The organism is Actinoallomurus iriomotensis, from assembly GCF_030269445.1.
Taxonomy (GTDB): Bacteria; Actinomycetota; Actinomycetes; order Streptosporangiales; family Streptosporangiaceae; genus Actinoallomurus; species Actinoallomurus iriomotensis.
In genome coordinates this window covers 120,380-130,642 of record NZ_BSTJ01000019.1, presented here as the reverse complement: position 1 = coordinate 130,642, position 10,263 = coordinate 120,380, and the positions used below count along the sequence as shown (strand labels likewise).

Sequence of the window (10,263 nt, the reverse complement as noted above, 5' to 3'; positions counted from 1 at the left end):
ACCGCGGCAATCCCGCGAACACCTCAGCCGCGAACTCCTCCAACCGCGACCGGACCGCGGTGATCTCCCCAGACCTCACACAAGATCATCGCCACCAAGATCACAAACGTAACAAAGCACTACTAGGTCGGCAGCGCGTCGTAGGACACGCCGGTGCGCTCCTCCGACAGCTCCCACAGGCGGCGGCCCAGCTCCGGGTCGGCGGCGCGCGGCAGCGTCGGTACGCGGCGTGGCGCGCCGCGGCTCTGCCCCGGCCCGCGCGGCCCGTAGCACTGACCGCCCGCCACCCCCGGGGCGGTCGCCGCGTACAGCGAGGGCCACGCCCCGGCGGCGTCGGACTGGCCGACCACCGCATTCAGCAGGCCGAACAGCGCGGCCCGCGTCCGGTGGCCGGTCATCCGCGGGGCGGCCTGCTGGAGGTTGGTCGAGGCGTATCCCGGGTGAGAGGCGACGCTGACGAAGGGCGCCCGGCGGTCGAGCTCCTTGGCGAAGACGAGGTTGGCCAGCTTCGACCGGCAGTACGCGGGCCACTTGTGGTAGCCGTGCTCGTCGTCGAAGCCGGCGAAGTCGGCGCTGCCCAGCCAGTGCATCATGCTCGTGACCGTGACCACGCGGGCGCCGGGCCGCTGGAGCAGGGCGGGCAGGAGCAGCCCGGTGAGCGCGAAGTGGCCCAGGTGGTTGGTGCCGAACTGCGCCTCGAAGCCGTCCGCCGTCGTCCGGCGCGGCAGCGCCATCACACCGGCGTTGTTGACCAGGACGTCGAGCGGCTCGGGATGCGACTCGGCGAAGGCTCGCACCGACGCCAGGTCGGCCAGGTCGAGCGACCCGAGGACGACGTCGGCGTCCGGCACCGCCGCGCGGACGGTCGCGAGGGCCCGCGCGCCGCGTTCGGCGCTGCGGCACGCGAGGACGACCGTGGCGCGGTGGCGGGCCAGCTCAAGGGAGGTCCGCAGGCCGAGACCGCTGTTGGCGCCGGTGACGATCACCCGCCTTCCGGCGAGATCGGGTATGTCGTCCGTCGTCCACTTGGACATCACTCGCCGCCTTTCCCTGCGGGCCATGCTAGAGAAACCGATACCGCGTGGTCGGCGAGTTCCCCGGGTTCCGGCCGGGCCTGCCGAATAATGGGATCATGGCGTCGCAGGTCATCGTCCCGCACCGGCCCGGTCCGCTCGTCGACGTCCCGGAGGATGACGGCCCGGCCGCCGGCGAGCCGGCCTCCCGGCTCATCGGGGCGCCGGAGGCGGTACTGGCGGTCGGCGGCGGGATCCTGCTCGTCGCGGTGCTCCTCATGGGGCTACCCGGCTGGCTGACCGTGATCGCGGTCGCCTGTCTCGCGCTCGGGCTGGCGCTGCCCGCCCACGCGGCGCTGCTGACCGCGCTGCGCCGCCGCGCCGAACGCCGGCGACGGGAGGCCCTCGGCCACGGCACCGTCCTCGACGTTTCCGACTCCTCGGTGCGCCGCCTCGTCGCGGCGTACGGACGGCTGGAGCGCACGCCCGGCGCCGGCATGGGACGGGACGCCGCGCATCTGGCACTCGCCGAGGTCGCGGGCTTGCTGGCGGGCCGCCCGCCGCGCGGCGGAGAGCGGGACTACGTGATCGCCCGCGCCGAGGCGGTGTCGGCGCTGGCCGACCGCCTCGCCGAGGGCCCGGTGATGCCGGTCGAACTCGCCGGCGCCGACTCGCTGGCCCGCATCAAGGCCCTGCTCGCCGAGAACTAGCGGGCCGCGGGCCGAACGGTCGCGACGCCTGGCCGATGACTACTGAGCGTGTTTACATGTATGCGCACGGTAGTCGAACGAGAGGGAGACCATGCGCTTGTCAGCTCCGCTGCCACTCGGCCTGACCCTGAGCATCGCCGCAGGAGTACTGGCCCTTGCCCCCGTCGCCCAGGCCGCCACGGCCGCGACCGGCGAGCCCACCTACACCTGTCAGACCGACACCCCGGGGAACACCGGCGTCCCGATCCTGATCCACGGCATCGGCTGCCGGGCCTCCGGCGGCGCCCCGGCGACCGGCGTGAGCGGACCGGTCAAGCTGGTCATCGCCCAGCCGCGCTACCACCCGCGCGTGTCGGCGTGGACCTGCCGTCAGGCTCGGGCGCTCGGCTCCGCCGGCGCCCTGGAGGTCATGGCCGTGGACTGCCGCCCCTAGACGGTCCACCGAGGCCGCCCCGGACCGCGCCCGGGGCGGCTTCCGCGTGAGGTGATCGCGAGTGCTCCGAGGCCGCACCCGACCCTCGGGTGCCGGAGGCGTTCAGGGCCGGTATGGCGGCGGCCTCGTTCGATGAGGCGGACCGGGCCGCGGTGGAGTCCTCAACCCGTACGGGTACGTCCGTCTCACTCAGCCCGGGTGACCACTCAGCCCGTCGTCCAGCGACGGAGTTTCTCGGGGTTGCGTACCACCCAGATGCGCTTGATCCGGTCGCCCGCGACCTCGAACGCGAACACCGTCACGATGACACCGTCCTGCTGAGCCACCAGGCCGGGCTGACCGTTGACCGTGCGTTCCAGGAACGCCATGGTGCCGGGTCTCCGGCGGGCGATCTCGATCCAGGCGCGGGCGATCTGCCCGGCGCCTTCGATGGGGTCCGGAAAGGTGACGGCGAGGCCGCCGCCGTCGGCGATCGCCGTGGCGTCGGGGTCGAGCAGGCCGATCAGGGCGTCGATGTCCTTGGCCTCCCACGCTCGCTTGAAGTCCCTGACGACGCCGGCGCGCTGGGCCGCCGGAGTCGCGGAAGGCCGCGAGTCCCGGAGGCGGCGGCGGGCCGAGGAGGCCAGCTGGCGGCACGCCGCCGGCGTACGGCCGACGACCTCGGCCACCTCGGCGAAGGGGTAGCGGAAGACGTCGTGCAGGATGAACGCGACGCGCTCGGCCGGGGTCATCGATTCGAGCACGACGAGGAAGGCCATGCCGACCGACTCGTCCAGGGTGACCCGGTCGGCCGGGTCGACGGCGGCGCTGATCCACTCCGTACGGTCCGGCAGCGGTTCGGGGATCCATTCGCCCACGTAGGTCTCTCGCCGGGCCCGTGCCGAGCCGAGCAGGTTGAGGCAGATCCGGCCGGCGACCGTCCGCAGCCAGGCGCCGGGGGACGCGATGGCCTCCTGCTGCCGCCGGGACATGGCGTACCAGCGGGCGTAGGTCTCCTGTACGACGTCCTCGGCCTCGGCCAGGGAGCCCAGGAGCCGGTACGCGAGATTGATCAGCTGACGCCGCTCACTCATGATCGCGTCTGGCCCGGATCGGATGGTCATCGTGCCGGCGGCTCCCTCGGTCGCGTCTGCCCTCACCAGTACGACAAGACGGCACACCGGAACGTCAGGCCGGCGCGTCACCTGACATTCCGGAGGGTCGCGTTGTCGTACCGCACAGACGAACCCATCCGACCATCCCAGGAGCCACCATGACCATCCCGATGCCGGCGCCGTCGTTCGCCGACGCGGCGCCCGCGAAGCGCCTGGAGCGGGCGGCCGCCGCGCTGACCGCACACGGTTTCACCGTCGAGATCCTCGAGGACGCCGCCGCCGCGCGTGCCCGCGTCAAGGACCTGATACCCGAGGGCGCCGGCGTGTTCACCGGGGCCAGCGAGACCCTCCGCCTGTCCGGCATCGATGAGGACATCAACACCAGCGGGCGGTACGAGGCCATCAAACCACGTGTCCTGGCCATGGACCGCGCCACCCAGAGGGACGAGATCCGGCGGCTGCTCGCCGGCCCCGACGTCGTCGTGGGAAGCGTCGCCGCGGTCACCGAAACCGGTTCCCTCGTGGTCGCCTCGGGCAGCGGAGGCCAGCTGCCCGCTTACTCCGGCGGCGCCGCCCGTGCGATCTGGATCGTCGGGGCACAGAAGGTGGTACCCGACCTGAGCACCGCGCTGCGCCGCGTCGAAGACCACTGCCTCCCGCTGGAGAGCGCCCGCACCCAGGCGGTCCACGGGTGGCCCAGCGCCGTCAACCGCCTCCTCGTCCTGAACGCGGAGCCCTATCCGGGGCGCGGCACCGTCCTGCTGCTCCGTGAGGCCATCGGATTCTGAACCACATCGCGGGCGCGGCCGGGGCGGCCGCTCAAGGCCACAGGCCGGTGAGGGCGACGGCCTCCTCCGGGGAGGCGGCCTCCTCCGGTCCCGGCACCGGTTCGCCGTCGGCGTCGTACAGGCGCCAGCCGCCGAGTTGCACCACCGGTATCGTGCCCCGGCGCAGGGCGTGGGCGACCTCGGACAGGGTGCCCCACGAACCGCCGACCGCGATGACCGCGTCGGCGGAGCCCACGATCAGCGCGTTGCGCGCCTGGCCCATGCCGGTCGCGACGGCCGCGCTGAGGTCCGGGTGGGCCTCGGCGCGGTCGTCGCCGGAGAGCACGCCCACGACCAGCCCGCCGGCCGACCGGGCGCCCTCGGTCGCCGCGCCCATCACGCCTCCGTACCCGCCGCAGAGCACCACCGCGCCGCGGGCGGCCAGCAGCCGGCCGACCTCGTACGCGGCGCGGCGTTCGGTCTCGGTGCAGTCACCCGGACCGCAGACCGCGACCTGGGTCAGGGCAGCGCCTTCTCGATGGCCTGGACGACCTCGTCGATGTCGGGTTCGGCCTGCGGCGCGAAGCGCGCCACGACCGTGCCGTCGGGGCCGATGAGGAACTTCTCGAAGTTCCACCGGATGTCTCCAGTGTGCCCCGAGGCGTCCGGAGTGTCGACGAGCCCGGCGTACAGCGGATGGCGGCCGGGGCCGTTGACCTCGACCTTCTCCGTCATCGGGAAGGTGACGCCGTACGTCGCCGAGCAGAACTCCGCGATCTCGTCGGCCGTGCCCGGCTCCTGCTGCATGAACTGGTTGCACGGCACGCCGAGCACGGTGAAGCCGCGTTCGCCGTAGGTGTCCTGGAGCCGCTGCAGCCCCTCGTACTGGGGGGTGAGGCCGCACCGGGAGGCGACGTTCACCACGAGTACCGCCTTTCCGCGGTACCGCGCGAGGTCGGCCGGCCCGCCCTGCAGGCGTTGGATGTCCACGTCATAGATCGACACGACGCCGATCCTAGTCTGGTCCCATGGGCGACATCCTGGTCGGCACGGCCTCCTGGACCGACAAGACGCTGCTCGCGACGGACTGGTACCCGTCCGACGTGAAGACGGCCGAGCAGCGCCTGAACTACTACGCGTCGCGCTTTCCGCTGGTCGAGGTGGACTCCACCTACTACGCGCCGCCGGCCGAGCGCACGGTCGGCTACTGGCGGGACCGTACACCGGAGGGGTTCACGTTCAACGTCAAGGCGTTCTCGCTGCTCACCCAGCACCCCACCCGGCCGGGCGCGCTGTACAAGGACCTGCGGGAGAAGGTGCCGGACAAGAAGAACCTCTACCCGCGCGACCTGCCGGACGAGGTGACCGACGAGGTCTGGCAGCGGTTCCTGGACGCGCTGTGGCCGCTGCACGAGGCCGGCAAGCTGACCGCGCTGCTGTTCCAGTTCCCCCAGTGGTTCGTCATCGGGAAGCGGAACAAGGAGTACATCCTGGAGGCCAGGCGCCGCTGCGATCCGATGCGGATCTGCGTGGAGTTCCGCAACAGGACCTGGATGAGCGAGGAGAACCGCGGCGAGACGCTGGACTTCCTGACCAGGTACGCCGTGCCGTACGTCAGCGTGGACATGCCGCAGGGCCACACGAGCTCGATCCCGCCGGTCTTCGCCGCCACGTCGGACCTGGCCGTGGTCCGGCTGCACGGCCACTCCGACAAGTGGACGAGCAAGAACATCTACGACCGGTTCGGCTACCTCTACAGCGAGAAGGAGCTGAAGGAGCTCGCCCCGAAGATCCGCGACCTGGCCGGGAACGCCGAGACGACGCACGTGCTCCTGAACAACTGCTACCAGGACTACGCCCAGCGCAACGCGACCGACCTGATGAGCCTGCTGACCGGCGACGACGCCCCCTGACCTGCGAGACATTCTTCCTCGCCACGAATGTGTCAGCCGTGCGGCACACCTGCCATCGGTTCACCACCGAGGAAGTCCTCCAGGATCTCGGTGAACCGCGCCGGCTGTTCCTCGGCTGCGTAATGGCCGCAGTCGTCGAGGACCACCTCGGTGACGTCGTCGGCCGCCAGTCGCATCGTCGCGGCGACCATCGCGCCGCTGTACCGCGCGCCGCCGATGGCGAGCACCGGCAGCGTCAGCCGGGTCTTCTTGCGCTGCTCGTTCTGCGCGATCGTCTCGTCCAGCGCCCGGTAGTACGCGAAGCTCGCCCGCAGCCCGCGAGGATCCGCGACGATCGCATCGACGTAGACGTCGACGGCGTACTCGGGGATCGCATCCGGGGTGGCCGCCTTCTTGGCGAACTGGTAGCCGAAGAAGAGCCGCTCCCGCCCCCGGACCAGCTCCTCGTTGAGGTCGGTGAGCCGGTTGAAGCCGAAGTGCCAGAACCGCTGGTTGACCGCGGCCGGGCTGAAGACCGACGGAGCCGGCGTGAGACCGGGGATGATGGCGTCGACGACGGCGAGCCGGCCCACCCGCTCGGGGTGATCGGCAGCGAGGGCGTATGCGGTCCACATGCCGATGTCGTGGCCGACCACGTCGAACCGGTCGTGCCCGAGCGCGGCCATCAGAGCGACCAGATCGGCGGCCAGCGTGCCGGCGTCGTAACCGTCGTCGGGCTTGTCGGAGAGCCCGGCCCCGCGCGAGTCGACGGCGACGACGGTGTGCTCGCGGGCGAGCGCGGGCATCACTTTCCGCCAGGCGTACCAGGTCTGTGGCCACCCGCCGACCAGCAGCAGCGGTGGGCCGTCCCCGCCGGTGACCGCGTGCAGCCGCAGCCCGTTCAGCTCAACGAGCCGGCTGGTGAAGACGTCGGTGAACCCGTCGGGCAGCCGCAGCGAACCCAGGCTTGTCGTGCCGTCGGCCGGACTCATCTTGGAACGATCGGTGCAACTTGTCATGCCGGCGACCCTACACATCTTGAAACGATCGGTGCAAGATGTGTAGGCTGACGAACCATGGCGGGCCGCAAGCAATTCGACGTGGACGAGGCGCTACGACGCGCGATGCACGTCTTCTGGCGCTGGGGCTATTCGGAGGCCTCGATCGACCGCCTGACCGAGGGCACGGGCCTGGGCCGGAGCTCGCTCTACGGCACCTTCGGCGACAAGAGCGCCCTCTTCCGGAAAAGCCTCCAACGGTACGCGCAGACCTACCACCCGCTGTACGACCAGGCACTGTCCGGCCCCCACCCGAGCCCGAGCGCCGTTGTGGCCGCCTACCTGCAGGTCACCCTGAACCGCATCGCCGACCCGACGGTCCCGGATGGCTGCCTGCTCACGGTGTCGGCAACGCAGTTCCCGGCCCTCGACACCGAGGGCCAGGCCATGGTCCGCGCCATGATCGACGATTTGCGGGCGATGCTGGAGCAGGCGTTGCTGGCCGCGGGGGCCGATGATCAGGAGGCGGCAGAGCTGGCGTTGTGCACGCTGGCAACGAACAAATCCCTGGCGGTGCTGAGTCGCGCCGGCTTCTCGAGCGAAGACCTGGCAACCGTCGCCACAGCCGCCGCCCGTATCCCGGGAGACGACATCCGGGAATGAACCGGACCCCTACCGGCGACGCGGGGACCGGGCCCGCAGGCCCGGCCCGCGCGAAGGACACTCGGTTCCGGCGGCGACGGTCAGGGTAGATCGCTGACGAAGCTCGACAGGGACGTGGCGGCGCCGGTCAGACCGCCGAGGGCGCCGTGGACGACGTTCGCCGCCTTGTGGGGCTGGCTGACCATGTAGAACGCCAGGAAGCCCAAGGCTCCCCATTTGGCGACCTTCTTCATATTCGGTCACTCCTCGTATCGACCTAGATACGGAGGGTAACTACCCGGTCCGGTGCCGCGACAGCACCGACGCCCCGCAAATCCGGGCTGTCGAACGGCAAAGGATTCAAAAGTGTGCCGGGACGGACAGGTCAGTTGCTGGACCGCAGGCTCTTCGGCACCGGCTGGTCCTCGCGGAGGGCGCGGAACAGCTCACCGGACCTGGTCGTGTCCCAGGTGATGTACGCGCCGGCGCTCGCCGAGTAGCCGTTCCCGCCGATCGGGACCGTCGTGGTGAGGCCGTCGCCCTTGGTCAGGCCGCGCATCGCCCAGGCGAACCCCGCCACGTTGTACAGGTGGTCGTCCTGGTCCACGGAGAAGTCGCTGGTGGAGCGGAGCACGAACGGCACGATGCGGAACGGGTTGAGCAGCGTGCCGGGGCTCGTCGCCTTGTGGGTCAGCGCGGCCAGGAACTTGCGCTGGTTCTGCACCCGCTGCAGGTCCTGGCTGGCGAACGCGTGACGGGTGCGGACGAAGCCCAGGGCCTCCGGGCCGTTGAGCGTCTGGCAGCCCGGCTTCAGGTCGATGCCCGCGGCGGTGTCCTTGATCCGCTGAGGGATGCACATGTTCACCCCGCCGACCGCGTCCACCATCCCGACGAACCCGCCGAAGCCGATCTCCGCGTAGTGGTCGATGTGGATCTTCGTGGCCCCCTCGACCGTACGGACCAGCAGCTTGGGCCCGCCGAACGCGTACGCGGCGTTGAGCTTGTTGGGGTCGTGCCCCGGGATCGGGACGTAGGAGTCGCGCGGCAGGCTGACCAGGGTCGTGCCGTGGTCGCCGATGTGCAGCAGCATCATCGAGTCGGTGCGCTTGCCCTCGGCCCTGCCGGTGTGGAGCTTCTTGCGCTCCTCGCTCGACAGGCCCGATCGGCTGTCGGAGCCGACGATCAGCCAGTTGGTGCCCGGGGTGTCACCGGGCCGCCCCGGGTAGTCGGTGAAGACGTCGATGCGGTTCAGCCGCGAGTCGAGGTAGAAGTACGCGCCGATCAGCAGCAGGAGCAGGACGAGGAGGACGATCAGGATGGTCCGCCCCCAGCGCCGGCGCTTCCGGCCGCCCGAGTAGGCGCCTCCGCCGTCGTACGCCCGCCGGTCGGCGGCGTACGGCGCCGCGCCGCTTTGCCCGTGATCCACCCAATCGCTCATGGCAGACACCGTAGAGGGTCAGGTCAAGCCGACGCGTCAGCTTGGCGAGTGATTCCCGGCCGGGAGGCGTCATTCCCCCGTACGGCGAGGGCTCAGACCGCCGCGGTACCGATGAGGCCCCGGCGGGTGACGCGAGCCGCCAGCTCCTCCTCCGGCAGGTCGCCCTCGGGACGCCGGGGCACCACGAGATAGCGCGTCTCGGCGCTGGCGTCCCACACGGCGATCTCGACGTCGTCCGGCAGCGTCAGCCCGAACTCCTCCAGGACGGCGCGCGGCTCGCGTACGACGCGGGAACGGTAGGCGAAGCTGCGGTACCAGCCCGGCGAGGGGCCGAGGAGCGACACCGGATAGCAGGAGCACAGCGTGCACACGACCACGTTGTGCACCGCCGGGGTGTTCTCGACGGCGCGCAGGCGGTAGCCGGAGGTGCCGAAGCCGAGCTCGGCGGCCGCGGCGTTCGCGTCGGACAGCAGGGTCTCGCGGTAGCCGGGGTCGGTCCACGCCCGGGCGACCATCCGGGCCCCGTTGACCGGCGAGGCGTTCCGGAGCAGTCCGTCCAGGATCGCGTCCAGCTCGTCGTCGGTGGTCAGACCCGCGGCGACCACCCGCTCCTCCAGCCGGCGCACGCGCGCCGCGACGGGCAGGTCCTCATGGTCGTCGAAGCCCTCCTTCGTCGGAGGTGTGACCAGGCCATCGTGTTCGCCGGATCGCTCGCCGCGCCCGCTCATGGGGTCACCTCCTCCAGGTAGGACTCCCACAGGTCCACCGTCACCGAGTGCGCGCCGGCGCCCCACAGGTCGCGGGCCGGGAACCGCACCGCGTACACCGCCTCGACGCGCGGCGGGGTGACGCCGCGTGCCCGGTCGTCGGGCAGCGGCCACTCGCCCTCGCACTCGACGATCTCCCCCACGTGGCCGCGGACGTAGACCGGCACCCGCGTGTGGTGCGCGGGGTCCCCCGGCCGCGCCCGCACGCGCGTGCCCGGCGCGTACGCGCTCATGCCAGGCCCTTCTCTTCGAGGATCGTCTCGATCGCGAGCAGCCAGCGCTCGTAGTAGGAGGCGGCCAGGTACTCGTGCGGCGGGATCCGCTCGATCGCGTCACGCATCTCGTCGCCGTTGAACACCCCGTTGTGGCGCAGCGCGCGGCTCAGCGCGAAGACCCGGGCCTCCCAGTCGGCGTGGAACGGCTCGACGTCCTCGTCTCCCACCGGGACCGGCCCGAACCCGCTCTGGCCGCCCACGTCGTGCACTCTGCTCACCCTCCCGACACTAATG

At 71.2% G+C, this 10,263-nt stretch carries 15 protein-coding genes; 5 read left to right on the top strand and 10 right to left on the bottom strand.

Annotated elements, in window-relative coordinates; all coding sequences use genetic code 11:
- Nucleotides 1-122: 122 nt before the first annotated feature.
- Nucleotides 123-1,034: an oxidoreductase gene (locus QSK37_RS48385; RefSeq protein WP_285635995.1), complete on the bottom strand. Its 912-nt coding sequence runs from the start codon at nt 1,032-1,034 to the stop codon at nt 123-125.
- Between the two features lie 98 nt (nt 1,035-1,132).
- Here QSK37_RS48385 and QSK37_RS48380 point away from each other — a divergent pair, with 98 nt between their 5' ends.
- A complete protein-coding gene (locus QSK37_RS48380) occupies nt 1,133-1,723 on the top strand; it encodes a hypothetical protein (protein ID WP_285635992.1) in 591 nt (196 codons plus the stop codon).
- A 91-nt stretch (nt 1,724-1,814) separates the two neighbouring features.
- Complete coding sequence (locus QSK37_RS48375) at nt 1,815-2,156, top strand: hypothetical protein (protein WP_285635989.1); 342 nt, start codon at nt 1,815-1,817, stop codon at nt 2,154-2,156.
- A 206-nt stretch (nt 2,157-2,362) separates the two neighbouring features.
- Here QSK37_RS48375 and sigJ read toward each other — a convergent pair whose 3' ends face one another.
- Nucleotides 2,363-3,229 carry an RNA polymerase sigma factor SigJ gene (gene sigJ, locus QSK37_RS48370; protein ID WP_285635986.1) on the bottom strand — a complete coding sequence of 289 codons (867 nt, stop codon included), beginning with the start codon at nt 3,227-3,229 and terminating at the stop codon, nt 2,363-2,365.
- A gap of 179 nt (nt 3,230-3,408) precedes the next feature.
- Here sigJ and QSK37_RS48365 point away from each other — a divergent pair, with 179 nt between their 5' ends.
- Complete coding sequence (locus tag QSK37_RS48365; protein ID WP_285635983.1) at nt 3,409-4,038, top strand: LUD domain-containing protein; 630 nt, start codon at nt 3,409-3,411, stop codon at nt 4,036-4,038.
- Between the two features lie 31 nt (nt 4,039-4,069).
- Here the strand turns inward: QSK37_RS48365 and QSK37_RS48360 are convergent, their stop codons facing one another.
- Together QSK37_RS48360 and QSK37_RS48355 are read right to left on the bottom strand one after the other, a co-directional pair.
- A complete protein-coding gene (locus QSK37_RS48360; protein WP_285635980.1) occupies nt 4,070-4,654 on the bottom strand; it encodes a TIGR00725 family protein in 585 nt (194 codons plus the stop codon).
- Entirely contained in the window at nt 4,537-5,022 is a 486-nt protein-coding gene (locus QSK37_RS48355) for a glutathione peroxidase (RefSeq protein WP_285635977.1), read from the bottom strand. Before QSK37_RS48355 ends, QSK37_RS48360 begins: the two co-directional genes overlap by 118 nt.
- A 23-nt stretch (nt 5,023-5,045) precedes the next feature.
- Here QSK37_RS48355 and QSK37_RS48350 point away from each other — a divergent pair, with 23 nt between their 5' ends.
- Nucleotides 5,046-5,930, top strand: coding sequence for a DUF72 domain-containing protein (locus tag QSK37_RS48350; RefSeq protein ID WP_285635974.1), 885 nt, complete (start codon nt 5,046-5,048; stop codon nt 5,928-5,930).
- A 32-nt stretch (nt 5,931-5,962) separates the two neighbouring features.
- On the opposite strand, the gene QSK37_RS48345 is transcribed toward QSK37_RS48350, so the two are convergent.
- Nucleotides 5,963-6,901 carry an alpha/beta fold hydrolase gene (locus tag QSK37_RS48345; RefSeq protein WP_285635971.1) on the bottom strand — a complete coding sequence of 313 codons (939 nt, stop codon included), beginning with the start codon at nt 6,899-6,901 and terminating at the stop codon, nt 5,963-5,965.
- An 84-nt stretch (nt 6,902-6,985) separates the two neighbouring features.
- Between QSK37_RS48345 and QSK37_RS48340 the strand changes: the two genes are divergently transcribed.
- Nucleotides 6,986-7,570, top strand: a complete 585-nt coding sequence (locus QSK37_RS48340) for a TetR/AcrR family transcriptional regulator (protein WP_285635968.1) — start codon at nt 6,986-6,988, stop codon at nt 7,568-7,570.
- A gap of 80 nt (nt 7,571-7,650) precedes the next feature.
- Here the strand turns inward: QSK37_RS48340 and QSK37_RS48335 are convergent, their stop codons facing one another.
- The 5 genes from QSK37_RS48335 to QSK37_RS51590 all read right to left on the bottom strand — a co-directional run bounded on the left by QSK37_RS48335 (nt 7,651) and on the right by QSK37_RS51590 (nt 10,247).
- Nucleotides 7,651-7,803, bottom strand: a complete 153-nt coding sequence (locus tag QSK37_RS48335; protein ID WP_285576369.1) for a hypothetical protein — start codon at nt 7,801-7,803, stop codon at nt 7,651-7,653.
- A gap of 131 nt (nt 7,804-7,934) precedes the next feature.
- Entirely contained in the window at nt 7,935-8,987 is a 1,053-nt protein-coding gene (locus QSK37_RS48330) for an LCP family protein (RefSeq protein WP_285635965.1), read from the bottom strand.
- Between the two features lie 92 nt (nt 8,988-9,079).
- Nucleotides 9,080-9,715, bottom strand: a complete 636-nt coding sequence (locus tag QSK37_RS48325; protein ID WP_285635962.1) for a nitrile hydratase subunit alpha — start codon at nt 9,713-9,715, stop codon at nt 9,080-9,082.
- The gene (locus QSK37_RS51595) at nt 9,712-9,987 is read right to left on the bottom strand and encodes an SH3-like domain-containing protein (protein WP_349498055.1); all 276 of its coding nucleotides are present in this window, start codon (nt 9,985-9,987) and stop codon (nt 9,712-9,714) included. Before QSK37_RS51595 ends, QSK37_RS48325 begins: the two co-directional genes overlap by 4 nt.
- Nucleotides 9,984-10,247, bottom strand: coding sequence for a hypothetical protein (locus tag QSK37_RS51590; protein WP_349498054.1), 264 nt, complete (start codon nt 10,245-10,247; stop codon nt 9,984-9,986). Before QSK37_RS51590 ends, QSK37_RS51595 begins: the two co-directional genes overlap by 4 nt.
- Nucleotides 10,248-10,263: the final 16 nt, after the last annotated feature.

Coding starts and splice junctions, on each gene's coding strand:
- QSK37_RS48330 (WP_285635965.1), bottom strand. CDS start 8,987: ATGAGCGATTGGGTGGATCACGGGCAAAGCGGCGCGGCGCCGTACGCC.
- QSK37_RS48385 (WP_285635995.1), bottom strand. CDS start 1,034: ATGTCCAAGTGGACGACGGACGACATACCCGATCTCGCCGGAAGGCGG.
- sigJ (WP_285635986.1), bottom strand. CDS start 3,229: ATGAGTGAGCGGCGTCAGCTGATCAATCTCGCGTACCGGCTCCTGGGC.
- QSK37_RS51595 (WP_349498055.1), bottom strand. CDS start 9,987: ATGAGCGCGTACGCGCCGGGCACGCGCGTGCGGGCGCGGCCGGGGGAC.
- QSK37_RS48325 (WP_285635962.1), bottom strand. CDS start 9,715: ATGAGCGGGCGCGGCGAGCGATCCGGCGAACACGATGGCCTGGTCACA.
- QSK37_RS48350 (WP_285635974.1), top strand. CDS start 5,046: ATGGGCGACATCCTGGTCGGCACGGCCTCCTGGACCGACAAGACGCTG.
- QSK37_RS48335 (WP_285576369.1), bottom strand. CDS start 7,803: ATGAAGAAGGTCGCCAAATGGGGAGCCTTGGGCTTCCTGGCGTTCTAC.
- QSK37_RS48375 (WP_285635989.1), top strand. CDS start 1,815: ATGCGCTTGTCAGCTCCGCTGCCACTCGGCCTGACCCTGAGCATCGCC.
- QSK37_RS48345 (WP_285635971.1), bottom strand. CDS start 6,901: ATGAGTCCGGCCGACGGCACGACAAGCCTGGGTTCGCTGCGGCTGCCC.
- QSK37_RS48340 (WP_285635968.1), top strand. CDS start 6,986: ATGGCGGGCCGCAAGCAATTCGACGTGGACGAGGCGCTACGACGCGCG.
- QSK37_RS48365 (WP_285635983.1), top strand. CDS start 3,409: ATGACCATCCCGATGCCGGCGCCGTCGTTCGCCGACGCGGCGCCCGCG.
- QSK37_RS48380 (WP_285635992.1), top strand. CDS start 1,133: ATGGCGTCGCAGGTCATCGTCCCGCACCGGCCCGGTCCGCTCGTCGAC.